General features: G+C 39.9%; 22 protein-coding genes. 13 read left to right on the forward strand and 9 right to left on the reverse strand.

Annotated features, from left to right (window positions below; translation table 11 throughout):
- Positions 1-9: 9 nt before the first annotated feature.
- Both aroC and CLV48_RS10435 read right to left on the reverse strand, forming a co-directional pair.
- Positions 10-1,092, reverse strand: coding sequence for a chorismate synthase (gene aroC, locus CLV48_RS10430; RefSeq protein WP_106567227.1), 1,083 nt, complete (start codon positions 1,090-1,092; stop codon positions 10-12).
- Positions 1,085-2,533, reverse strand: coding sequence for a BatD family protein (locus CLV48_RS10435; RefSeq protein WP_106567432.1), 1,449 nt, complete (start codon positions 2,531-2,533; stop codon positions 1,085-1,087). The genes aroC and CLV48_RS10435 overlap by 8 nt, the downstream gene beginning before the upstream one ends.
- A gap of 119 nt (positions 2,534-2,652) precedes the next feature.
- Here CLV48_RS10435 and CLV48_RS10440 point away from each other — a divergent pair, with 119 nt between their 5' ends.
- Positions 2,653-2,844 (forward strand): hypothetical protein, encoded by a 192-nt coding sequence (locus CLV48_RS10440; RefSeq protein WP_106567228.1) that lies wholly within the window; start codon positions 2,653-2,655, stop codon positions 2,842-2,844.
- A 90-nt stretch (positions 2,845-2,934) separates the two neighbouring features.
- Here CLV48_RS10440 and CLV48_RS10445 read toward each other — a convergent pair whose 3' ends face one another.
- From CLV48_RS10445 to ruvB, 3 genes are read right to left on the reverse strand one after another with little or no spacing between them, the layout of a single operon-like run.
- Positions 2,935-4,107 carry a hypothetical protein gene (locus CLV48_RS10445; RefSeq protein WP_106567229.1) on the reverse strand — a complete coding sequence of 391 codons (1,173 nt, stop codon included), beginning with the start codon at positions 4,105-4,107 and terminating at the stop codon, positions 2,935-2,937.
- 39 nt (positions 4,108-4,146) lie between these two features.
- Positions 4,147-5,082, reverse strand: coding sequence for a tRNA epoxyqueuosine(34) reductase QueG (queG, locus tag CLV48_RS10450; protein WP_106567230.1), 936 nt, complete (start codon positions 5,080-5,082; stop codon positions 4,147-4,149).
- Between the two features lie 14 nt (positions 5,083-5,096).
- Positions 5,097-6,131 carry a Holliday junction branch migration DNA helicase RuvB gene (ruvB, locus tag CLV48_RS10455; RefSeq protein ID WP_106567231.1) on the reverse strand — a complete coding sequence of 345 codons (1,035 nt, stop codon included), beginning with the start codon at positions 6,129-6,131 and terminating at the stop codon, positions 5,097-5,099.
- Positions 6,132-6,287: 156 nt separating this feature from the next.
- Between ruvB and CLV48_RS10460 the strand changes: the two genes are divergently transcribed.
- From CLV48_RS10460 to CLV48_RS10515, 12 genes are all read left to right on the forward strand, one after another.
- On the forward strand, positions 6,288-7,349 hold the full coding sequence (locus CLV48_RS10460; protein ID WP_106567232.1) for an FAD:protein FMN transferase: 1,062 nt from the start codon (positions 6,288-6,290) through the stop codon (positions 7,347-7,349).
- Between the two features lie 24 nt (positions 7,350-7,373).
- Entirely contained in the window at positions 7,374-8,147 is a 774-nt protein-coding gene (locus CLV48_RS10465) for a ZIP family metal transporter (RefSeq protein WP_106567233.1), read from the forward strand.
- Between the two features lie 133 nt (positions 8,148-8,280).
- Positions 8,281-8,703, forward strand: coding sequence for a transposase-like zinc-binding domain-containing protein (locus CLV48_RS10470; RefSeq protein ID WP_106567234.1), 423 nt, complete (start codon positions 8,281-8,283; stop codon positions 8,701-8,703).
- 141 nt (positions 8,704-8,844) lie between these two features.
- On the forward strand, positions 8,845-10,290 hold the full coding sequence (locus CLV48_RS10475; protein ID WP_106567235.1) for a porin: 1,446 nt from the start codon (positions 8,845-8,847) through the stop codon (positions 10,288-10,290).
- A gap of 21 nt (positions 10,291-10,311) precedes the next feature.
- The gene (locus tag CLV48_RS10480) at positions 10,312-10,575 is read left to right on the forward strand and encodes a DUF4212 domain-containing protein (protein ID WP_106567236.1); all 264 of its coding nucleotides are present in this window, start codon (positions 10,312-10,314) and stop codon (positions 10,573-10,575) included.
- Between the two features lie 20 nt (positions 10,576-10,595).
- Complete coding sequence (locus CLV48_RS10485) at positions 10,596-12,281, forward strand: sodium:solute symporter family protein (RefSeq protein WP_106567237.1); 1,686 nt, start codon at positions 10,596-10,598, stop codon at positions 12,279-12,281.
- Positions 12,282-12,388: 107 nt separating this feature from the next.
- Positions 12,389-12,601, forward strand: coding sequence for a hypothetical protein (locus CLV48_RS10490; protein ID WP_106567433.1), 213 nt, complete (start codon positions 12,389-12,391; stop codon positions 12,599-12,601).
- Complete coding sequence (locus CLV48_RS10495; RefSeq protein WP_106567238.1) at positions 12,591-15,332, forward strand: ATP-binding protein; 2,742 nt, start codon at positions 12,591-12,593, stop codon at positions 15,330-15,332. Before CLV48_RS10490 ends, CLV48_RS10495 begins: the two co-directional genes overlap by 11 nt.
- Positions 15,325-15,681, forward strand: coding sequence for a response regulator transcription factor (locus tag CLV48_RS10500; RefSeq protein ID WP_106567239.1), 357 nt, complete (start codon positions 15,325-15,327; stop codon positions 15,679-15,681). Before CLV48_RS10495 ends, CLV48_RS10500 begins: the two co-directional genes overlap by 8 nt.
- Before the next feature lie 37 nt (positions 15,682-15,718).
- Positions 15,719-17,611 (forward strand): acetate--CoA ligase, encoded by a 1,893-nt coding sequence (acs, locus tag CLV48_RS10505; protein WP_106567240.1) that lies wholly within the window; start codon positions 15,719-15,721, stop codon positions 17,609-17,611.
- A gap of 63 nt (positions 17,612-17,674) precedes the next feature.
- Positions 17,675-19,621: a DUF294 nucleotidyltransferase-like domain-containing protein gene (locus CLV48_RS10510; RefSeq protein ID WP_106567241.1), complete on the forward strand. Its 1,947-nt coding sequence runs from the start codon at positions 17,675-17,677 to the stop codon at positions 19,619-19,621.
- 1 nt (position 19,622) lies between these two features.
- Positions 19,623-20,297 carry a 3'-5' exonuclease gene (locus CLV48_RS10515; RefSeq protein ID WP_106567242.1) on the forward strand — a complete coding sequence of 225 codons (675 nt, stop codon included), beginning with the start codon at positions 19,623-19,625 and terminating at the stop codon, positions 20,295-20,297.
- Positions 20,298-20,326: 29 nt separating this feature from the next.
- On the opposite strand, the gene CLV48_RS10520 is transcribed toward CLV48_RS10515, so the two are convergent.
- The 4 genes from CLV48_RS10520 to CLV48_RS10535 are packed head-to-tail and all read right to left on the reverse strand — an operon-like array spanning position 20,327 to position 23,270.
- Entirely contained in the window at positions 20,327-20,881 is a 555-nt protein-coding gene (locus CLV48_RS10520; protein ID WP_170069012.1) for an HD domain-containing protein, read from the reverse strand.
- Positions 20,882-20,921: 40 nt separating this feature from the next.
- Positions 20,922-21,806: a YitT family protein gene (locus CLV48_RS10525; protein ID WP_106567434.1), complete on the reverse strand. Its 885-nt coding sequence runs from the start codon at positions 21,804-21,806 to the stop codon at positions 20,922-20,924.
- Positions 21,807-21,843: 37 nt separating this feature from the next.
- A complete protein-coding gene (locus CLV48_RS10530) occupies positions 21,844-22,884 on the reverse strand; it encodes an adenylate/guanylate cyclase domain-containing protein (RefSeq protein WP_106567244.1) in 1,041 nt (346 codons plus the stop codon).
- Positions 22,884-23,270, reverse strand: a complete 387-nt coding sequence (locus CLV48_RS10535) for a response regulator (protein WP_106567245.1) — start codon at positions 23,268-23,270, stop codon at positions 22,884-22,886. Before CLV48_RS10535 ends, CLV48_RS10530 begins: the two co-directional genes overlap by 1 nt.
- Between the last annotated feature and the right edge of the window lie 4 nt (positions 23,271-23,274).

Below are 23,274 nucleotides of genomic sequence, written 5' to 3' on the forward strand. Positions count from 1 at the left end.
TTTGGGTTTTTAAACGTGTAATTTATTTGTTCTGCTGATAAGTAAATGATCAGCCAGTACCAAGGCAGCCATTGCTTCCACAATAGGAACTGCCCTGGGGACAACGCAAGGGTCATGCCTTCCTTTTCCAGAAACCGTTACCGGTTCTCCGGCCTCATTCACAGATTCCTGGTCTTGCATGATCGTAGCGACAGGTTTGAATGCCACATTGAAATAAATATCTTCACCATTGGAAATTCCACCTTGGATTCCGCCCGAATGGTTTGTTTTTGTCTTTACTTTTCCTTCTTCCAGATAGAAAGCATCATTATGTTCTGATCCCCTCATTTTAACCCCTTCAAAACCACTTCCATATTCAAATCCTTTAACAGCATTGATACTGAGCATAGCTTTTCCAAGTTCGGCATGCAGTCTATCAAATACAGGTTCTCCTAATCCTGCCGGTACGCCTTTGGCAACACAACTGACTATTCCACCGACTGTGTCCTTGCTTTTTCTGACCCCATCAATAAATGCTATCATTTTTTCGGCCATTTCCTTATCTGGGCACCTCACGATATTTTCCTCAGTAAGGGATAAGTCTAGCAAGGTATAAGCTTTTTCGAGTTTTATATCTCCAACTTGTGACACATAAGCCTGCACTGAAATTCCAAAATTCCGCAACATCAGTTTTGCAATGGCCCCGGCTGCAACCCGTGCAGCAGTTTCCCTCGCACTACTTCTGCCCCCTCCCCTGTAATCCCTGATTCCGTACTTTTCGAAATAGGTAAAATCTGCATGTGAAGGTCTGAATTTGTCAGAAATATGGCTATAATCTTTACTTTTTTGGTCAGTATTCATGATGACCATTCCGATAGGTGTCCCTGTTGTTTTTCCTTCAAATACTCCAGAGAGGATCTGGAATTCATCTTCTTCTTTGCGTTGCGTAGTGATTTTGGATTGACCGGGCTTTCTCCTTTGCAATTCCTCCCGGATGAAAGCCTCATCCATGGTAAGTCCTGCGGGGCAGCCGTCAATTATCACTCCTAAACCCAGTCCGTGCGATTCCCCAAAAGTGGTTATCCTAAATATTCTTCCAAATGAATTACCCATTACTTCTCTTCATAATCAGGACGGCCAGAAGAATAACTGAGCCGACCAACAATAAATTGATAAATAGCGAAAAATAATACTTATATCTCTGGTATGAAAGTTTATTGCTTTCAACTTCTATCAAATCGTAAATTCCTCCTAATCTTTGTTTGGAGATGGCTTGGTTTACTTTTGATTCTCCCTTTACGCTGACCACTGCTTTTGGACGTAGGGTATCATATTTTGCCAAGACCGGATTAAAGTAAATCCACTCAAAATGATCAGCAAGTTTTATCTCCCCAGGCTCATTGATGGTAAGGTAATAATTGTACTCTTTTACCCCCCTGATTTTGCCCATACCTCTGTTAATCTGCTGTCTGACATTTGGGTCATAAGTGTTTAACTTGTGGATTTGACGGGTTCTTGGCGCAGAAATGGAATTGATATTTCCCTCTCCCGAAATGCTGAAATTGTAAGTAAATCCCTCACCTGTTTGTACTTCCAACTGACTGATATTTTCCCTCAATTGAAAGATTCCCACACTGACTTCATTCCTTAGAGGATGTTGAGGAAGCGGTTTGACTTTTACAGTTTTTGCTGAGGAATAGAAAGTTTTGAAATCCTCCAGTCTGTTGCTGCCAAAAAAGGTAGGGTTTTTGGCTACTTTATATTTGATCATTTCCCATGCAATAGGTGGAATGGTTATTTCACCATCAGAAAAGGGAAAGAATGAAGCCTCATAGACTTTGTATTTGATCCAGTTTTTTCCGTTCAGAGTGACTCTTTCCGGCTGGATATTTGTAATGTTGAAGTTTTCCTCCCAGGCTTTCGAAGGCTTCATTTTCTTAAGTATATCATCCAGTTGCCTACCTGGTTCATAAAATTGGAAAGGAGCCTGATTGGTTTCGGACATATAAAATGCCAAACTTACATTGAAACCTTCGCCCACGAATACCTCACTTTTGTCAACAGAGGAGGCAAAAAAGGCATCATCCTCTATTTCTATGAATTCAGGTTCCTCTCTTGTGCTCCGTCCGAATAAATCATCAAATGGATCGAATACCCCTTGTCTTTGGCTGCTTCTGGGGTCAATTACCGAGATTTTTTTTCCAGCTGAAGAATAGTTGTTCCCATTTATTTTAACTGAAAACCGGTCCAAGGTAAATTCCCCCTTTCTAGTGGGTTTGTAATACTGGATGATACTATTGGTACTGCTCACCTGTCCGTTGATGATATTCATGGAAGATGACTGGGAGATACCTTGTTTCTGAAACCCCAATATGTCAGGAAATTCGTCATATGACTTAATTTTATCATTGGAGATAGTTACTTTGATGCTAAATGTTTCATTAAGTCCAATTTCGTCTGGACCCAACTCAATTACTACCTCCTGGGCCAAAAGATTGGTTGAAAAAAATCCCAGAACACATACCAAGAAAAGGAGGGTTTTCGTTTTGATCATAAGCATATAAGTACTTAGCGGGTGCAAATTAACTTTATATTTTAAACGCAACAAACCTTTCTTAGTATCGTATGCTTTGATGTAGTTGTTTAGGTTTAACTCATTAAATTCTTTGAGAGATGTTAGAATATGTTAAAACAGTGCTTATGAAGGTTAGTTTTGACAAAAGACTCTTTGAAAAAGAGTTGCGCAAAGCTTTGAATCTTCTAGTTCCTGCCGAGATTCAGGAATTCAAAGAATGGTGTTACAATAAATTTTCAAAGAGTTACGAACCGGTTTTGAACAAGTATTTTGTTAGCCTTGCCGGTTAAAATATGAGCCTCGGAAAGAGGCTCATTCGCAATGATTTTTTTGGATAATTCCATTAGAACTTGAAGATTAAGCCCTAGTTTCAGATTGAATTAATTCAATATGGGATGCCTTTCAAATGGAATGTTCCTGTCAAAAATGTACCGATAGGTTACCATTTTCCGGTATTGTTTTGCTCCTAGATTTTTGGATATATTCAGCATCTTAGGGTTAAAATCTCCCTGCCAATACAATTCCAGTTTTTTATATGAACGGGTAGCTTTGATTTCTTTCTCCGCTTCAACGATCATGTAATAATCCAGCCCTGTTCCCTGAAACTCCGGAACGATACCGAATACCAAGCCCACAAAGCTTTCATTTTTTCCAAATGTTTTCCAGAAAACGAATTTGAGTTTCCCCCACCAGTTAAGATTGCCATCCAGGTGTTTGATAATCTGATTGATGTCAGGAAGATTGATCCACATGACTACTGGTTCGTCTTTATGGAACACAAACCATATGAGTTTTTCGTCCAGTACAGGGAGCATGGACTTTAGCAATTTGTAGGCATGAGTCTGTGTAATCTCTTTATTCCCTTCATGCTTTGCCCAAGCTTTGTTGTATACTGTAGCCAAGTCCCCAGCAAATTTTTGAAGCTGTTTTTTATTGAGATGGACAACCTTGAAGTCCGGATTTCCTTCAAATTTTTGATGGCTTTCATAAAATTTTGGACTGAGCTGATGGGCATCCTGGGCCACTTGCATGCTCCAACAAATCTGATTGTAGAAAACCTTAAACCCATAATTTTCAAAAAGATGCTGATAATAAGGAGGGTTGTAATTCATGCTATAAATGGGAGGTTCAAATCCTTCCACCAAAAGTCCCCACCATTTGTCCCTATCCCCATAATTGATAGGACCATCCATGGCTTCCATTCCTCGGGCCATCAGCCATTCTTTTGCTGTATTGAATAGGAGATCAGCTGCCAACTGATCATTGGTGCAATCAAAGAAACCAATGCCGCCCACCTGAAATTTATCTCCTTTATTTCTGTATTTGGAATTGACAAAAGCAGCAATTCTTCCGATTAAGTGTCCTTTTCCATCAAATAGGATCCATCGGGCAAAAGTGCCTGGTTTCAGTTGCTTATTCCTGGCAGGGTCAAATACTTCTAATACATCCTTATCCAGTGGCCGAATCCAATTTGGAAATGGACTGTTTATCTGGACATGAACTTGGATAAAATCCTGTTCATCTGCAGCATTTAATACTTCTTTAATCTTCATTGTGGGCTGGAAAGGTATAAAGGTACAGAATAAGAGATTCTATTGCTGAATGAATCTTAGATTTCTCAATAATCCACCAAATTTGGTGCGTTTAATGGCAGATTTTGAAAAAACTTTATTGAATGTTTCTTCAGTAATTTCATTCCAGTCCTTTTGGTTAAAATCCCTCAGCTCTGGATGGGGATCAAATTTTGGTTCCTTATGGGCCTGTGAAAACCGGTTCCACGGACAAACATCTTGGCAGATATCACATCCAAATACCCAATTCTCAAATTTTCCTTTTACTTCCTGGGGGATTTCCTCTTTGAGCTCTATTGTAAAGTAAGAAATGCATCTGGAACCATCCACTAATCCCGGCTGGACTATAGCATCCGTGGGGCATGCATCCAAGCAGCGAGTACAGGTACCACAATAATCCTTGACCATAGGAGGATCTGAAGTCACCTCAAGGTCAATAATCAATTCTGCCAAAAAGAAAAAACTTCCCATTTGCCTGTTGAGTAAGAGGCTGTTTTTCCCCAACCATCCTAAACCGGACCTTTGGGCCCACTGTCTTTCCATCACGGGAGCAGAATCCACAAAAGCCCTGCCCCCAAAATCTCCGATTTCACTTTTTAGGTTTTCAAGAAGTATTTTCAGCTTTTCCTTGATCACATAGTGATAATCTTGGCCATAGGCATATTTGGCGATTTTAAAATCATCGGAGTCCTCTGGAAGCCTCTTCTCAGGGAAGTAATTATAGATCAGACTGATTACTGTCTTTGCACCATCTACCAACTTAGTAGGATCAAGTCTTTTATCAAAGTGATTGGCCATGTAAGACATTTTACCTTGATAGTTTTTATTGAGCCAAGCCTCTAATTTTGGAGCCTCTTCTTCCAGGAATTCGGCCTTTGCAATACCGCAAAAATCGAAGCCCAAGCTTTTGGCCTGGGTTTTAATGATCTGCGCAAATTGGTCAGCCTTGTTATTCATGAAATTAATTATTGTTATTCAAAGAGATTGCCCATACTGCCTCCATAATTTGGTTTGATTTTCAGGTGTTTGTAAGCCAATTCTGTAGCAATTCTGCCTCTGGAAGTTCTTTTGATATATCCTTCTTGAATCAAGAAGGGCTCATATACTTCTTCAATGGTTTCGGCTTCTTCACCGCAGGCCGTAGCGATAGTGCCCAGTCCAACTGGGCCGCCCCGGAATTTGTCTATTATGGTCAATAATATCCTATTGTCCATTTCATCCAGTCCATTTTCATCCACATCAAGGGCATCAAGCGCCATCTTTGAAATTTCTAGCGTTATCCTACCGTTACCTTTGACCTGGGCGAAATCCCTGGTTCTCCTCAGAAGCATGTTGGCAATCCTCGGTGTCCCACGGCTTCTCCGGGCTATTTCAAATGCAGCTACCTCATCAATGGGTGTCTGAAGAATATTGGCAGAGCGGGAAACTATATCCGTGAGCAATTTTGCATCATAATATTCCAAACGGGAATTGATACCGAACCTTGCCCTGAGCGGAGAAGTCAAAAGCCCCGATCTGGTAGTGGCACCGATCAAGGTAAATGGATTCAAAGATATCTGTACAGACCGGGCATTTGGTCCGGAATCCAGCATAATATCAATCCGGAAATCTTCCATTGCAGAATACAGGTATTCTTCCACAACAGGATTAAGGCGGTGGATTTCATCAATAAACAAAACATCTCCTTCTTCCAGATTGGTCAACAATCCGGCCAGATCGGAAGGTTTGTCCAATACCGGTCCAGAAGTGATTTTGATACCCGCTTCAAGTTCATTGGCAATAATATGGCTTAGGGTCGTTTTTCCAAGTCCCGGAGGTCCGTGTAAGAGCACATGGTCTAGAGGCTCATTCCTTTTTTTTGCTGCTAAGACAAAAATCTTGAGATTTTCCACGATCTTAAACTGACCTGTAAAATCATCAAAACTTAAAGGTCTTAATGCTTTTTCAATTTCTCTGTCAGAGGAATTCAAATTGTCCTTTTCCCCACTCAAATAATCTTCTCTCATAGCTTCAGTTTCAGCATGTACAAAGATAGGAATTTAGCCCAAGGCTGAAAGCAGGAAAATCAAAGCTAATTATATGCAATTCTGTTGCAAAAATTAAGCCTCCTTGGAACTTTATTTGGGAAATATGGCTTAACTTTGCGGAAAATTGCTGTCATTATGTCCAGTAACGCCAATAAAAATATAATTTATTCCATTGTCTTGTTGTTATTGGTAGCCATTGTCTACTTCTACAGGCAGAGTACCACTAATCCATCTCAAGACCAAAATCAACCGGGGAGTTTAAAGGTAGTTTTTTCTGGAAACACCATGGGGACTTCCTATCGGGTCGTTTATTTGGATGAAAGTGGAAGAGATTTCCAGGCTAGTGTAGATTCTCTATTGCTTGTATTCAATCAATCTTTATCCACCTACATTCCTGATTCTGAAATTGGACGTTTCAATAACGGAGATTCTTTGGTATTTGATTCCCCTTATTTTTATCCGGTTTTAAAATCAAGTCAAGAGATATTTGAGCTTACCGAAGGGGCTTTTGATCCTACAGTGGGTCCATTGGTCAACCTTTGGGGATTTGGACCAGGAGGCCCACAGCTTAAAGATAGTGTGAATATCGATCAGCTTGTAAAACTGATTGGTTTCAATAATATCTCATTTGATGAAACATCAATCAAAAAGAAGCTACCAGGAATCAAGCTGGATTTTAGTGCCAATGCCAAAGGTTATGGAGTGGATGTGATTGCTGATTTTCTATATTCTAAGGGTATTGCCAATTACCTTGTGGAAATTGGCGGGGAATTGGTTGCAAGAGGAGTAAATGAAAACGGAGAAATCTGGAAGGTTGGAGTTACCAGACCAGAGGAATTGGGCAATGCAGATCAACTTTATAGCATTATAGCTTTGGATAATAAAGCCATGGCAACTTCAGGGAATTATAGAAATTACTATGAAGTGGATGGTCAAAAAATTTCCCACACCATAAACCCTGCCACCGGAAGGCCTGTTAAACATGGACTTTTAAGTGCCACGGTAGTAGCGGCAGATTGTATGACAGCTGATGCGCTTGCCACAGCCATGATGGTCATGGGTACCGACAAAGCCATAGAACTTCAAAAAAAGCAGGGAGATTTTGAAATATTTTTGATCTTCAATGATGGAGAAGGCAACATGAAGTCTTTTGCCAGTGAAGGATTGAAACCCTATCTCTCTTTTCCTGTGGAATAAACAATCATAGAAAAAAAACACATCATGCTCCTTAATTTTATTCTCCTGTTTTTTACGGCTCTTCTTGCTGGAGGCTTGGCTTATTTCATTCCTAGTTGGGAGGAAAGGTATTTTAAATTGGTTTTGGTTTTTGCCGGATCTTACCTGTTTGCCATTACAGTTTTACATATCCTTCCTGAGCTTTTTGTGGAATCGGCCAATCCCTCAAGAATGGGCCTTTATATCCTTTTAGGTTTCTTTATTCAACAAATATTGGCCCTGCTTTCTACTGGAGTAGAACATGGACATATCCACCATCATGGTCATCAACATGCTTCCGAAATCGGTGTTTGGACTATAATGATTGGCCTGTTCATGCATGCATTTTTGGAAGGAACCTTATTGGGAAATGAAGGTTCATTGACTGCTCATGTCCATGATCATGCAGGGCATGACCATCATCACCATCATGGAAGCAATAACCTCCTTTTCGGAATTTTATTGCATAAAGGGCCTGAGGCTTTTGCTTTGGTAGCAGTCCTAATGAGTGTTATGAAAAAGCGTTGGATTTTCCTCTTGTTGAGCATTTTTGCTCTTGCATCGCCTTTGGGAATGCTATTGAGTAATTACCTCTACGAAAGTAAGTTGCTAGGGGGAGAAACCCTCAATGTTTTCTACGGGCTTGTTGCAGGTGGTTTTTTACATATTTCGACTACTATATTTTTTGAAAGTAGTCCAGATCACAGGTTTTACTTAAATAAAGTATTGGTAAGTATGCTAGCATTTGGATTGGCTATTTCGTTGGAGATGTTGCTCTAAGATAATTTGCTGCCTAATTTTGGGGAAAGCATAATTTTATACTGTTTGGTTTTCAACAAAATGAATAAAAACCATATATTGGTAAAATGTTATACTTTCGCTAAATTGATATATCAAGCCCAAATTTAGAGCTATGGAAAAGCCAATCTGTCCCAAATGTAGTCATGGAAAAGTAGTCAAAAGTGGTGTTGTAGGCGGAAGACAGCGGTTCAAATGCAAGAAATGTAGTTACCATTTTACAGTCAATAAGCTTGGCAAATCCATTGACAAATATTATGTGGTAAAGGCGCTGCAACTTTATATTGAAGGAATTTCATATAGAGAAATCGAAAGAATATTGGGTGTAAGCCATGTTTCTGTGATGAATTGGGTCAAACAATACAAAGTCAAAGCACCAGAAAATTATGAGTACCGGCCTACCTATAAAGTGCTCAATCATGCTGAATTAGTCAAATACATGGCGCAAAAGGAGAATCTAACCGATACCGGCATGTTGATCACAGAGCTTGGAGATAAGTTCATGATCATCAAATGGGAAAGATTCAAAAACCGATAAAACCAAATTTTATTTTTTTTCTATAATTATTTAACGGATATATATTGCCGATTTTTCTTTCTATCCCCAAGTTCTCAATTTAGGTTTCACTTGTTGTTCGGGCCCGACCGCAAAAGTCAAAAACAACAAACCCAATAACCGATGAATTCTACTTTGAAATGGATAATTAATTCCTTGCTGGTTATGGCATTATGCATTCCGGCATTTGGCCAAGATACCCTTTCATTGTATCAATCCGCGAAAGATGAAATGTTTGTGGACCATTCTTATAAGCCGCTTACCCTAAAATTGTCCGATGACGGAAATAAATATATCCGTTTTTTAATCTGGAATCAGTTTTGGGTAAGGGGAACTGAAAACAATCCAGGTACTTTAGGGGTAGATGGTCAGCCACAAAACCATTCCTTCGATATAGGTCTCCGCAGAGCAAGGTTCCTTGCTTATGCCCAGATATCTCCGAGATTTTTGGTTTTGTCCCATTGGGGTATCAACAATCAAACATTTACAAACGGTGGAGCACCAGGAGGTGGAATGACCGGGAATCCTGGAAATCTTCCAGTTACTGTCAATCCTGAAACTGGAATAGGTTCTGCCAATGCGCTTTCCTCCAAAAAACCTCAAATATTTTTCCATGATATTTGGACGGAGTTTAAGATTATAAAAGAACTCTATATTGGGGCAGGGCTCCATTATTGGAATGGAATTTCCAGGATGAGCAGCCACAGTACCCTTAATTTTATGGCCATTGATGCGCCTATTTTCAACTGGCCACTTATTGAATTAACCGATCAATTTGCCAGACAGTATGGGATTTATGCCAAAGGGCAGATTGCTAAATGGGACTACCGCCTGGCTTTGAACAAACCCTTTTCTGTCGGAGCAGGAGGTAGATTTGATGAATCAAGACAAGTTCCTATAGCTGCTAATATTGTCAATGACAACTGGGCCACCCAAGGATACATTGCCTATCAATTCCTTGAGGAAGAAAATAATAAGTTGCCCTTTTTTGTGGGCTCCTATCTTGGGACAAAAAAAGTTTTTAATATCGGTGGAGGATGGCATCAGCATTCTGGAGCCACTATGTCCAAAACAGCCGATGGAAGAGCACAATATCATGACATTAAGCTCTTTGGCTTAGATACTTTCTTGGATTTGCCAATCAACTCAGCCACTGGTACAGCCATTACGTCCTATTCAGTCTTCTACAAATATGATTTCGGTCCAAATTACATGAGGAATATAGGAATAATGAATGTGGGTTTTGGAGCAGGGTCTACCCAAAATGGTCCCGGTAATGCCCAGCCAACCATAGGTACAGGAAGTATCTTCTATTCCCAAACAGGATTTTTATTGCCCAAGAGTATTTTGGAGGATCATGGTAGAATCCAGCCCTTTGGTGCATTTACCTATAAAAACTTCGAGCTTTTTGATACAAGCTCATGGCAATATGACTTGGGGTTCAATTACTATATGAACGGACATCAGGCCAAAATCACTCTCCAGTATAGCAATAGACCGCTATTTGAAAATTACAGGAAAAGCGGTTCAGCTGGGGAGTTAATCATCCAAACACATATCTTCCTTTAAATAACTTTAACCCGAAATACAATGTCAGAAACAAAACTCAAAATGAAAGCCTATTGGAATAAGAATTTAAAAACACTTCTTTTCCTTTTGTTCATTTGGTTCCTGGTATCCTTTGGATTTGGAATTCTCTTAGTAGAACCTCTCAATGCCATACAGTTTGGCGGCTTCAAACTGGGATTTTGGTTTGCCCAACAGGGGTCCATTTACACATTCGTAGTTCTCATATTTGTTTATGTATACCGCATGAACCAATTGGACAAGGAATTTGACGTCAATGAAGAATAATACTTAACCATCAATCAAACATGGATATTTTAACCTGGACATATATACTCGTTGGAGCTTCATTTGCGCTCTATATAGGAATCGCCATATACACCCGAGCCGGTTCTACCAAAGAATTTTATACAGCAGGTGGGGGAGTATCCCCATTGGCAAATGGCATGGCAACAGCTGCGGATTGGATGTCAGCCGCATCTTTTATTTCCATGGCGGGAATTATCGCATTTGCGGGATATGACGGATCTGTTTACCTGATGGGCTGGACGGGAGGATATGTATTGCTTGCCCTGCTTTTGGCTCCCTATCTACGGAAATTTGGAAAGTTTACTGTACCGGACTTTGTGGGGGACAGGTATTATTCCAACAAAGCCCGTGTGGTGGCAGTAATATGTGCCTTATTTATCTCCTTTACCTATGTAGCCGGTCAAATGAGGGGAGTGGGAATAGTATTTTCCAGATACCTGGAAGTAGATATCAATACCGGGGTAATCATCGGGATGTGTATTGTTTTTTTCTATGCAGTACTCGGGGGTATGAAAGGTATCACTTATACCCAAGTTGCCCAATACTGTGTGTTGATCTTTGCCTATATGGTGCCTGCGATATTTATCTCCATGCAATTGACCGGTAATCCTATTCCTCAATTGGGATTGGGGGGAACAGTTGCTGATGGCACACATCTGCTTCAAAAGCTGGATGGAGTGTTGTCAGAATTGGGCTTTGCAGAATATACTTCGGGCCGCAAGGGCATGGCGGATATCTTTGCAATCACACTTGCATTGATGGTGGGTACAGCAGGATTGCCCCACGTGATTGTAAGGTTTTTTACAGTTCCAAGGGTAAAGGATGCTCGGCTTTCTGCGGGCTATGCTTTGGTTTTCATTGCTATCCTTTATACTACTGCTCCCGCAGTGGCTGCTTTTGGTATTTATAATGCTATAGATACTGTAGCCGATAAGCCGGTAAGTAATCTTCCTGAGTGGGTAGGCAACTGGCAAAAGACAAATCTGATCAGTATAGATGATAAAAATGGGGATGGTATCGTCCAGTATACTGCCGACGCAAATTCCAATGAGCTCAAAATTGACAGAGATATCATGGTGCTGGCCAGTCCTGAAATTGCGAAATTGCCCAACTGGGTGGTGGGTCTGGTAGCAGCAGGTGGTATGGCGGCTGCATTGTCAACTGCCGCAGGCTTACTCTTGGTGATTTCAACTTCTGTTTCCAGAGACCTGTTTAGAACGTTCAAGCCGGATATGACCGAGAAGAGGGAATTGCTTATTGCAAGGATTTCTGCTGCCGGCGCTGTACTCTTGGCAGGATGGTTTGGTGTAAATCCTCCGGGCTTTGTGGCAGAGGTGGTAGCTTTCGCTTTTGGATTGGCGGCTGCATCCTTTTTCCCGGTAATCATTATGGGTATATTTTCCAGTAGGATCAATAAAGAAGGTGCCATAGCCGGCATGGTTTCAGGCCTAGTATTTACTATGCTTTACATTGTGTACTTCAAGTTCTGGCATCCCGAATTCAATAATGCGGACCATTGGTGGTTTGGCATATCTCCTGAGGGGATTGGATCATTGGGTATGTTGGTGAATTTTGTGGTTTGCTATGCAGTATCCAAATTTACTCCTGCTCCTCCTCAAGATGTACAAGATATGATCGAGGAGATCAGGATTCCAAGAGGAGCAGGCAAAGCCCATGCCCATTAAATAAAATTTAATGAATCGGTAAAGGAGCTCCGGCAATTCAATTGTCGGGGTTTCCTTTTTTCCAAGGATCAAAAGCCTTAATTTATTGGTCCAAAGCTGAAGAAAGGATGAAAGAAGGATTAAAAAATCAATATTTATGGGGGGTGTTTTTTTTGGGTTTGTTCCTTCTGAACTATCCCATACTCTCCATTTATAATGTCCCGGTAAAGTTGGGAGGTATTCCGGTATTTTTTCTTTTAGTGTTTTCTTTTTGGGCTTTGATCATTGGATTGACTATTTGGGTATTGAAAAAAACCAAAAGCAATAAAAATGCTCAGTAATGGTGTGATCATAGCGTTTACTTTTGGTTATTTGGCATTGCTGTTTGCCATAGCTTTTTTTTCTGAGAAATCAGCAAGGAAAGGGAGAAGCTATGCCTCCAATCCCTATGTATATGCACTTTCTCTGGCGGTCTACTGCACAGCATGGACCTATTATGGTTCTGTGGGAAGAGCAGCTACAAATGGACTGGAATTTTTAACTATTTATCTGGGGCCTAGTTTGGTTGCACCTTTATGGTGGCTTGTCATGAGGAAGATTATCCGGATCAGCAAAGTCCAGAGGATTTCCTCTATTGCGGATTTCATTTCTAGCCGCTACGGCAAAAACATTACCCTTGGAGGAGTAGTCACTGTATTCTGTCTTCTGGGGATTCTGCCTTACACCTCAATACAAATCAAAGCAATTGCCAGTACATTCGATATTTTGCAATATGCAGAAGCCGCCCAACCATTAGTACAGGTACCTTTTTATCAGGATACAGCATTCTTTTTGTCCTTGGGATTAGCACTTTTCACAGTCTTGTTTGGAGCAAGAGATGCAGAGGCCACCGCCCAACATGAGGGTATGGTCATGGCAGTGGCTTTTGAGTCTGTTTTTAAACTTGTGGCGTTTCTGGTGGTAGGTGTATTTGTTACTTATTTTGTTTTTGAGGGCTTCACAGATATATTCCTTCAGGCAGAGTTAAGGGGATTGGATCACCTTTTTTTGCTACAGGGGGAGAATAATGCCTCAGAGTGGTTTTGGATGAGCGCCCTTTCCATGATGGCCATTTTCTTTTTGCCGAGACAATTTCAGCTTACTGTGGTCGAAAATACAGATGAGAAACATCTTGATAAAGCCATGTGGCTATTTCCAATGTATCTCTTATTGATCAATATATTTGTATTACCCATAGCTCTTGGCGGACTTGTCCATTTTCAGGGTTCAACTGTTGATGCAGATACTTTTGTTTTGGCATTACCTATCGCTTATGGTCAGGATTGGTTAGCCCTGCTGGTTTATTTGGGCGGATTCTCCGCAGCTACCAGTATGATTATTGTTTCTACAATAGCCTTGAGTAATATGGTCAGTAATAACTTGGTAATTCCGGTTTTATTGGTGAATAATACCTTCAAAAACAAATTTCAGCATGAATTAGGTAGCATTGTGATTTGGATCAGAAGGGCAAGTATTTTTTTGATCATCATGATGGCTTATGTTTATTATAAACAGGTTTCAGCCCATTTTTCATTGGTTTCTATAGGGTTGATATCTTTTGTGGCCATTGCACAATTTTCTCCTTCGATATTGGGTGGAATATTTTGGAAAAAAGGATCTAAGTTAGGAGCGCTGACAGGGATTGTTGCAGGCTTTTTCATTTGGTTTTATACACTTGTTATTCCCACCATCGTTACTGCAGGCTGGTTGCCGTCAACCCTCATGAGTATAGGTCTATTTGGGATTGTAGCATTGAGACCTTACAACTTGTTAGGGATGCAGGACATGAGTTACGTTACCCATGGTTTGTTTTTTAGTTTGTCTCTCAATTTGTTTTTATATGTTCTGATCTCAATGCTCACAGATCAGACTTCCAAGGAGCACAATCAGGCCATAGTCTTTGTGGATATTTTCAAATATAGTACGATCCTGGACCGGTCTATTATTTGGAAAGGAAAGGCCTACCTTCCAGATTTAAAGGCGCTTCTGAATAATTTTCTTGGGGAACAAAAAACAGCAGAAGTTATGGAGGCTTATACTCTACAGATGGGCAAAACTCTGGAGACTAATGGTTATGCTGATCCGGAATTGGTCAATTATTCGGAAAGGATCCTATCAGGTATTATTGGTGCTGCATCTGCCAGGATTATGGTAGAATCTGTGGTGAAAGAAGAAGAGATCAGTATGGAAGAGGTACTGGGAATATTAAAGGAAACCCAGGAATTGAAAACACTCAACTTGCAGTTGAAGCATAAAAGTAAAGAGCTGAAGAAAGCTTCTGAAAAACTTCGGAAAATGAATGAAACACTGCGTCTTAATGATGTGCTGAAAGATGAATTTATTTCGACCGTAACTCATGAGATGAAGACGCCAATTACTTCTATTCGGGCATTTTCGGAGATTTTATTGGATGAGGATCTGCCTGAAGTCGAAAGAAAACGTTTTTTGGACATTATTATTCAGGAAACCAGTAGGATGTCCAGATTGATAGAGCAAGTGTTGGATCTGGAGCGATTTGATTCGGGTAGACAGGAATTGAATCTTGAAAAAACAGATTTAAGAATTGTAATCTTACAGGCAACGGAGAGCATGCTTCAGGTTTTCAAAGAGAAAGGACTGACTTTTGATATGTACTTGGACTTTGAAGGCTTGGAACTCACTATTGATGAAGACAGAATCAAGCAGGTCATTTTAAACCTCTTGTCCAACGCCTCTAAATTTGCCAAATCCAAAGTGAAATTTCATGGAATCATACAGTCCAATGAGGTAATCATTCAGATCAAGGATGACGGAAGAGGAGTTCCCGAAGAGGAAGTTCCATACATATTTGAAAAGTTTTTCCAAGCTAAAAATCAAACCAGTAAAAAGCCTGTTGGCAGTGGTTTAGGTCTTGCCATTTCAAAAAAGATCATAGAATATCATGGTGGGAAAATTGGTATATCCCGGGAAGATGGACTTACCTGTTTTACCTTTAGTTTGCCCTTGCAGGAAAAAATAAACAAACGCATACCTTATCCTAAAGACAATGAGTAAGATATTGATTGTAGATGATGAACCCAATATTCTCCTTTCCCTTGAGTTTCTATTTAAAAAAGAGGGATTTAAGGTATTTATTGCCCGAGATGGGGAGGAGGCTTTGGGCATAATTGAAGAAAGTGGACCTGAATTGGTGATTTTGGATATCATGATGCCAAAGGTAGATGGCTACGAAGTTTGTAAGCACTTGAAAAAAAAGAACAGAGAAACCAAAGTTATCTTTCTGACAGCTAAAAGTAAACAACAAGATATTCAAAAAGGATTGGAAGCTGGGGCAGATTTGTACCTCACCAAACCTTTTTCAACCAAGGATTTGGTGGCCAAAGTGAAGGCATTAATGAATTAAATCTATTTAATAATAACCAAAATAAACTAGTTACATCATGAGCGATAGGATACATACACTGAGTGGGTATTTCTATGAATACCAAAAGTCAGTTACTGAGCCTGAAAATTTCTGGGCAAGAATTGCAGATTCATTTCATTGGAAAAAAAGGTGGGATAAAGTTTTGAAGTGGGATTTTGAAGGTCCAAATGTGAAATGGTTTGTCAACGGCAAATTGAATATCACTGAAAATATATTTGAAAAAAACCTTTTTGCATACGGTGACAGAACAGCAATCATCTGGGAGCCAAATGAACCCAATGAGCCATCAAAAAAAATAACCTATAAGCAGTTGTATCATCAGGTATGCCAGTTTTCCAATGCCCTCAAATCAAAAGGCATTAAGAAGGGTGACCGGGTGGTGATTTATATGCCTATGATCCCAGAGGCGGCAGTGGCTATGCTGGCCTGTGCAAGAATTGGAGCAATCCATTCTGTTGTCTTTGCAGGATTCAGTTCAACTGCCCTCGCGGACCGTGTCAATGACTGTGAGGCAAAAGCCATTTTGACCTCTGACGGAAATTTCAGGGGCAACAAGAAAATAGGAATTAAAAGTGTGGTGGATGAGGCGCTGGAAAGGTCATCTGTCGAAACAGTAATTGTTTGCAAGAGAACAGGACAGGAAGTAAATATGAAGGAAGGTAGGGATTTTTGGTGGGATGAAGTCCTTGAGGGACAGCATGACACTAATGTGGCAGAGGAAGTGGACAGTGAGGATCCTCTATTTATTCTTTATACTTCGGGCTCTACCGGCAAACCCAAAGGGGTGGTCCATACTACAGCAGGATATATGGTCTATACTAAGTACTCCTTTGAAAACGTATTTCAGTATGCGCCAGGAGATATTTATTGGTGTACCGCAGATATTGGTTGGATTACTGGGCACTCTTACATCGTATATGGGCCTTTATTGTCAGGAGCAACGACTTTGATGTTTGAGGGAGTGCCAACCTATCCTGATGCAGGACGGTTTTGGCAAGTGATAGAAAAGCATAAGGTCAATCAGTTCTATACTGCACCTACAGCAATCCGCGCACTTCAGGCATTCGGAACTGAGCCTATTGAACCATATAATCTGGATTCGCTTAAGGTACTTGGATCAGTAGGTGAGCCGATCAACGAGGAAGCCTGGAGGTGGTATTATACCCATATAGGCAAGTCAAGATGTCCCATAGTCGATACTTGGTGGCAGACTGAGACAGGTGGTATTTTGGTTTCTCCTATAGCAGGGATTACACCGACCAAGCCTGCATTTGCAACCCTTCCATTGCCGGGAATACAGTTGGCCATTGTTGATGCAGAAGGGAATGAACTGACAGGCAATTCTGTCGAGGGGAACCTTTGTGTGAAATTCCCTTGGCCTTCCATGATAAGAACCACCTGGGGAGATCATGAACGCTGCAAACAGACCTATTTCTCTACCTATAAAGGAATGTACTTTACAGGAGATGGGGTAAAGAGAGACCATGATGGTTATTACAGGATTTTGGGAAGAGTAGATGATGTGATCAACGTATCTGGACATAGGATGGGTACTGCTGAAGTAGAAAATGCCATCAATGAGCACCCATTGGTCATAGAATCTGCAGTGGTAGGCTATCCTCATGAAATCAAGGGTCAGGGTATCTATGCCTATGTGATCTGTGACATGTCCCATAGGACTGAAGAGAACCTGGTCAATGAAATCAAAGATATGGTTTCTAAAATCATCGGCCCTATTGCTAAGCCGGACAAAATACAGATTGTGCCTGGGCTACCAAAAACCAGATCCGGTAAGATTATGAGAAGGATTCTAAGGAAAGTGGCCGAAGGGGTTACAGATAATCTGGGAGATACTTCGACTTTGTTAGACCCAGAAGTGGTCAAACAGATCATTGATGGTCGAAAATAATTTTTGAATTTGGATTCCGGAAATCAGTAAATTGATTCCGGAATCCAAAATTTCATAGCTTTTATGGCCAATGTCATTGTAAACAGGGTCAAGGAATTTCTGAAGAGATATCCACCCTTCAATTTTCTGAGTAATGACTCTTTGGAACTTGTTGCCAAGGAAGTTGAAGTCCGTTATTTTTCTGAAAATGAATTGCTTTTTGAACAGGGAGATCCAGCTCAGCAGTATTTTTTCGTTTTGAAAGAGGGATCTGTCCATTTGACAGAAAAGAAGGATGGAGTAGAAGAAATAGTTGAAGTCTGTGATGAAGGGGATGTGTTTGGTGTATTGGCTTTGCTCGGGAAAAGACCTTATCTTCTCAATGCTAGGGTGCAGGAAGAAAGTCTGATTTATGCCATCCCGGTTGCCATCTTTGAAAAGATTTTGAATGAAAACAGCAGGGTGGGTTTATATTTTGCAGCCGGTTTTGCTTCAGGGCAGGTAGTCGTTAGGACAGACCTTTCCCAGTCTCAAAAAGCCAGGACTACTTTTAAAGAAATCAGTAGAGATAGTGGGCTTTTGATTTTTACCGGGCAATCTGATCTCAATTACTCTTCCGATGTCCTGACCTGCCCGAAAGGTACCCTTATCAGTAAGGCTGTTGCTTCTATGGCTGACAAAGGGGTGGGGTCCATTGTGATTGTCAATCAAAAAGATCATCCGATTGGAATAATTACAGACAAAGATCTCCGTAACAGATTGATTGCCAAAAATAAAAGCTATGAAACTCCTGTAGAGGAGTTAATGACCGCCCCTGTGATCACCAAAAAGAAAGACGCAGCATTTTCTGAGCTTTATATCACAATGATCAAAAACAGGTTGCACCATTTGATTTTTACAGAAGACGGTACTATGGATTCTCCTGTTACAGGAATTCTTTCCGATCATGATATTTTACTATCACAGGGCAATAGTCCAGCAGTATTGATCAATGCACTGATGAATACTTGGGAAATCAATGAAATGGCCAAAATACGGGATAGGGCAGAAAAATTGTTGGCATATTACCTGGAAAATGAGGTTTCTATTGACTTTGTGGCCAGTATAATTTCAGAGATCAATGACATCATCATTAAGAGGGCCGTGGAAATGGCAAAAAAGAAGTATGAACCTGATTTTCCGGAGATTTCAAAAGTCAAATTTTGTTTCCTTTCTTTAGGTTCTGAGGGTAGGGAAGAGCAGCTTTTAAGAACTGACCTGGACAATGCTATTGTTTTTGAGGATGTAGCAGGATCCAAACTAGAGGAGACCAAAGCCTATATGCTGCTAATTGCACAGCAAGTGATTGAGATTCTCCTGGCCTGTGGCTTTCAGCCTTGTCCTGCCGATATCATGGCCAATAACCCAAAATATTGTCAGCCTCTATCCACTTGGAAAAACATGTTTTCAGACTGGATTCACAGCCCAAACCAACAGGCGCTGATGAATGCTACAATCTTTTTTGATTATAGGGCCATTATAGGAAATAAATCATTGGCTGATGAGCTCACAGAGCATATCTATAATGAGATAACCGGTAAAAGTATTTTTCTTAATTTTTTGGCAAAGAATGCGCTTTTGAATCCCCCTCCTCTAGGCTTTTTTAGGAATTTTATAGTAGAAAAATCCGGAGAACAAAAGGATAAATTCGATATTAAATTAAGAGCAATGATGCCATTGGCGGATATAGGCAGGCTTTTGGTACTCAGTCATCGTGTAGTTGGCATCAACAATACATTCAGACGATTTGAAAAATTGGCTGATTTGGAGCCAAATTATAGGGACCTTATGTTGGAAGCTGGGAAGGCTTATGAAATATTGATGCGGATGAGGGCCATAGAGGGGCTGAATTCAGGAAATTCAGGAAGGTATATCCATCCTGAGAAATTAGGTAAACTTCAGCGTCAATTATTGAAAAATGCCTTTGCACCTATAGATGAATTACAAAAGATCATACAAGTGAGGTTTCAGCTTGATTATTTCAGGAATTGATATGGATTGGTTGAGTAGGGTTTTTGGTAATAAGATACCCAAAGCGGTTTTCATTGAAGAATATGAGCGCCTCTTTGAAAAGCCCATTCCCCCTATGCGGCCAATAAGCCAACTTACTTTTGTTCTTATTGATACTGAAACAACAGGTCTTGATCATAAAAAAGACTTCATCATTTCATTTGGGGCCATTAAACTTAAATCCTATGTTTTGAAAATAGACACAGCCCTTGAAATTTACCTGCAGACTCCTTTAAAGAGGAAGGAGGCCATTGAGGTCCATGAAATTCTGGATACCGGAAACGGAATGGCTATTAAGGAATTTGGCAAACAGTTTTTAAAGTATATAGGGAAGGATATAATTGTAGGACACCACATAGGCTTTGACCTTTTGATGCTCGAAAAAGCTTTGAAACCTTTTGGATTGAAAAAGCTGCTCAATCCAGTATTAGATACACAATATTTGGCCATGAGATTAGAGAAAGGGCCACAATTTGATCTTTCTCTGGGCAAACCCGGAGAATATGTCCTTGACAGTTTGTGCAATCGGTACGGTATTGAATTGGATGACAGGCATACAGCAGCCGGTGATGCCTTCCTTACTGGTCAGCTACTTATGAAGCTTTTGAAATTGGCAGAGAAAAAGGGGATCAAGGATTTTGGAAATTTGATTAGATAAAAGGGGGCTTTGAGTCCTAGCTTCTAACGTTAATTACTTTTTACTTTTTGTAATAATTTTTGCAGATGTTCCTGTTTTTTAGGTTCTCGGTTTAATTTACAAAACCTTGTATGAAAACGGTGTTTCATTAAAAAATCAATCTGGAGTTCCAACCATTTTTCCTCATTAAGAGCAGGATCATCATGAACTAATTCTTGGAAAAGTTGGGAACTTCCCTTTTGAAATAGATCCGTACCTAAGTATTCTAGATCTGCATCGGCCAAAATTTTCCCCAGATGGTTTTTGGGATTTTGTGGGACTTTTGTGGCCATAATTGTCGTACATATTTCATCGATTTCCTCTTGGGAAAACCCCCAAGATGGTAGCTCCTTTTCTACAATTTTACAGCTGATGTTTTCATGATCCTTTTTTTGGAAAAGATAACCCATGTCATGGAACAAAGCAGCTACCATGAGTAATTCGAGTGCTTTGTCTGAAAGGTTTTCTTTTTCACCTATCAATTGGGCTTTTTCAATTACATATTGGGTATGTAAATAATTATGATAGGTTAGGTGTGTTGGAAGGTTTACTTCCAATTCTGCCATATATTTTGCATACAACAAAGGGAATCTATTTAGTTCTTTTTTAATAGTCACTTTTTTTCTTAATAAGACCTCCTTTAACTTCTTTGATGCTTTGAACATAGAAAAATGCCTGAGGATCAATTTCATTGACAGCTTCTTTGATCCTATGGATTTCTAACCTGGTGACGATGGACATGATGATATCACAGTCCGCTTTGGAGTCAATTTGATTTGGCAAGTAACCCCTTTCTCCTTTATACACTGAAATAGCCTTACCGAAATCCTTGACGATCAGTTTTTTTATTTGTTCATAATCTTTGGATATGATGGTAAGTGCAGTGTATTCTTCGAAGCCATCCACTACATAATCAGATGTTTTCATGGCTGTGAAATAAACCAAGATGGAATACATGGCAGTTTCAATTCCAAATTCATAGGCTGCTCCCAAAATAATCAGTGAATTCATGGCCATTATTGTTTCCCCTGAGGTGAGGCCGGATTTTTTTTGGGTATAGTAGCCAATGATTTCCAGACCATCAATGACTCCACCTCCTCTGATTACAAAACCTATGCCCAAACCAATAAAAAATCCCCCAAAAACCGCAATTAATACCTTGTCTGTTGTAAATATGGGAATTTGAATGAAGTACATCCCTAAGGCCAGGAGGAATACAGCAAAGCAGGCCTTTACGGCAAATACCTGCCCAATTTTTTTGTAACCAAGTATGAGAAAAGGGATATTGAAAATGACCAATAGGATACTGATATGGATATTCGAAAATCCTGTTACCAATATTGATATGCCAGTAACTCCACCATCCAAAAAATTATTTGGAACCATGAAGCCCTGAAGGCCAATTACTGCCAAAAGCACTCCGATAATGGTGTAGGTGATTGATTTTAGGGAAAAGATGGATTTCCAATGATTTTTTTTTGAAAGACTCATATTTGATGGGGTTGTACTGATTTTTTGGCTCTTTCCATCACTCCAAGACTTCAAATGCTTTAATAGGATGTTGTTTGTTCTTTAATTCAAGAAGGCCGATTTCATTGCACTTAAAAGATTCCTTGACGAGTTCGTAGCATTTTTCAGATATCAATATTTGGTTTTTCCCAGCAGAGGCCTGAAGTCTTGCAGCAACATTTACCGTATCACCTATTACCGTATAATCCAACCTTTTTAATGTGACAGAGCCAATATTTCCCCATACCATGTCACCAGTATTGATTCCAATTGATACTTCGGGTTTGTAGGAACCAGCGTCCAGGCCAATCTCTGAGTTTTTTAATTTTTCACGAATTGAAATGCAGCATTCAATTGCCCTATCCAAATGAAAATCTCCTTTAAAAGTAGCCAAAACGGCATCTCCCATGAATTTATCAACTACTCCATTTTCCTTGATAATTTCTTTGACCATGATATCAAAGTAGGCATTTAACAAGTTTACAACTTTATCAGCAGGTTCGTTTTCGGAAATTGCAGTAAAACCACAGATATCAATAAATGCAATTGTTCCATCTATGATTTGATTATTGGCCAGAACATTTTCAATTTCTTTCCCACCCATAAAATTGAGGACTGTTTCATCCACATACATTTTGAGAATGTTGTTTTCCTGAACAGCCTTCAATGTTTCTCTAAGGACCTGAACATGTTTGATGGTGCGGTCAATGGTTATTTCAAGATCTGAAAAATTCACGGGTTTTGTTACAAAATCGAATGCACCTCTATTCATAGCAACACGGATATTGTCCATATCCCCATATGCCGAAACAATTACTGATTTGAGTAAAAAATTCTGCTCATTCAATTTAGATAATAGGGTAAGCCCATCCATTTCAGGCATATTGATGTCGCTAAGGACAACATCTACGTCATGATGTTCTTCCAATTGTTGAAGGGCATGTCGGCCATTATGTGCAAATAAAAATTCATATTCATTTTGTCGGATTTTCTGTCTAAATTTTTGTTTGATCAAAACTTCCAGATCTTCCTCATCGTCCACGACCAAAATCTTTGCCATTATCCTTCTTTCTGTTTAATTAATTGAGATATTTCTGTTTTCAGATTTTCAAAATCAATCGGCTTGGTAAAAAAACCTTTAGCGCCGGAATTGATTGCTTTATTGTAATTATCAGAATCACCATATGCCGAAATCATACTTACCAGGATATTTGGATATTTTGATTTGATTTTTTCCAACAATTCGAGTCCTGTCATCCCAGGCATATTGATATCGGAGAAGACATATACTACGCTCGGGGGATTTTCACTTCCTAAAACCTCAAGCGCCTCCTCTCCGGAAAAAGCAAAATCCAATTGGATTTCATTGTTACGGAGCTCCTTGCGGAACTTTTGACGGAAGAGCATTTCCACGTCTTTTTCATCATCTACAATTAGTATCTTCATGCAA

It is taken from the genome of Cecembia rubra (assembly GCF_003014575.1).
GTDB classification, from domain to species: Bacteria; Bacteroidota; Bacteroidia; order Cytophagales; family Cyclobacteriaceae; genus Cecembia_A; species Cecembia_A rubra.

What these genes read in the sequence shown, in the direction of transcription:
- aroC (WP_106567227.1), bottom strand. Translation starts at nt 1,092, where the DNA reads ATGGGTAATTCATTTGGAAGAATATTTAGGATAACCACTTTTGGGGAA.
- CLV48_RS10435 (WP_106567432.1), bottom strand. Translation starts at nt 2,533, where the DNA reads ATGATCAAAACGAAAACCCTCCTTTTCTTGGTATGTGTTCTGGGATTT.
- CLV48_RS10440 (WP_106567228.1), top strand. Translation starts at nt 2,653, where the DNA reads ATGTTAGAATATGTTAAAACAGTGCTTATGAAGGTTAGTTTTGACAAA.
- CLV48_RS10445 (WP_106567229.1), bottom strand. Translation starts at nt 4,107, where the DNA reads ATGAAGATTAAAGAAGTATTAAATGCTGCAGATGAACAGGATTTTATC.
- queG (WP_106567230.1), bottom strand. Translation starts at nt 5,082, where the DNA reads ATGAATAACAAGGCTGACCAATTTGCGCAGATCATTAAAACCCAGGCC.
- ruvB (WP_106567231.1), bottom strand. Translation starts at nt 6,131, where the DNA reads ATGAGAGAAGATTATTTGAGTGGGGAAAAGGACAATTTGAATTCCTCT.
- CLV48_RS10460 (WP_106567232.1), top strand. Translation starts at nt 6,288, where the DNA reads ATGTCCAGTAACGCCAATAAAAATATAATTTATTCCATTGTCTTGTTG.
- CLV48_RS10465 (WP_106567233.1), top strand. Translation starts at nt 7,374, where the DNA reads ATGCTCCTTAATTTTATTCTCCTGTTTTTTACGGCTCTTCTTGCTGGA.
- CLV48_RS10470 (WP_106567234.1), top strand. Translation starts at nt 8,281, where the DNA reads ATGGAAAAGCCAATCTGTCCCAAATGTAGTCATGGAAAAGTAGTCAAA.
- CLV48_RS10475 (WP_106567235.1), top strand. Translation starts at nt 8,845, where the DNA reads ATGAATTCTACTTTGAAATGGATAATTAATTCCTTGCTGGTTATGGCA.
- CLV48_RS10480 (WP_106567236.1), top strand. Translation starts at nt 10,312, where the DNA reads ATGTCAGAAACAAAACTCAAAATGAAAGCCTATTGGAATAAGAATTTA.
- CLV48_RS10485 (WP_106567237.1), top strand. Translation starts at nt 10,596, where the DNA reads ATGGATATTTTAACCTGGACATATATACTCGTTGGAGCTTCATTTGCG.
- CLV48_RS10490 (WP_106567433.1), top strand. Translation starts at nt 12,389, where the DNA reads ATGAAAGAAGGATTAAAAAATCAATATTTATGGGGGGTGTTTTTTTTG.
- CLV48_RS10495 (WP_106567238.1), top strand. Translation starts at nt 12,591, where the DNA reads ATGCTCAGTAATGGTGTGATCATAGCGTTTACTTTTGGTTATTTGGCA.
- CLV48_RS10500 (WP_106567239.1), top strand. Translation starts at nt 15,325, where the DNA reads ATGAGTAAGATATTGATTGTAGATGATGAACCCAATATTCTCCTTTCC.
- acs (WP_106567240.1), top strand. Translation starts at nt 15,719, where the DNA reads ATGAGCGATAGGATACATACACTGAGTGGGTATTTCTATGAATACCAA.
- CLV48_RS10510 (WP_106567241.1), top strand. Translation starts at nt 17,675, where the DNA reads ATGGCCAATGTCATTGTAAACAGGGTCAAGGAATTTCTGAAGAGATAT.
- CLV48_RS10515 (WP_106567242.1), top strand. Translation starts at nt 19,623, where the DNA reads ATGGATTGGTTGAGTAGGGTTTTTGGTAATAAGATACCCAAAGCGGTT.
- CLV48_RS10520 (WP_170069012.1), bottom strand. Translation starts at nt 20,881, where the DNA reads ATGGCAGAATTGGAAGTAAACCTTCCAACACACCTAACCTATCATAAT.
- CLV48_RS10525 (WP_106567434.1), bottom strand. Translation starts at nt 21,806, where the DNA reads ATGAGTCTTTCAAAAAAAAATCATTGGAAATCCATCTTTTCCCTAAAA.
- CLV48_RS10530 (WP_106567244.1), bottom strand. Translation starts at nt 22,884, where the DNA reads ATGGCAAAGATTTTGGTCGTGGACGATGAGGAAGATCTGGAAGTTTTG.
- CLV48_RS10535 (WP_106567245.1), bottom strand. Translation starts at nt 23,270, where the DNA reads ATGAAGATACTAATTGTAGATGATGAAAAAGACGTGGAAATGCTCTTC.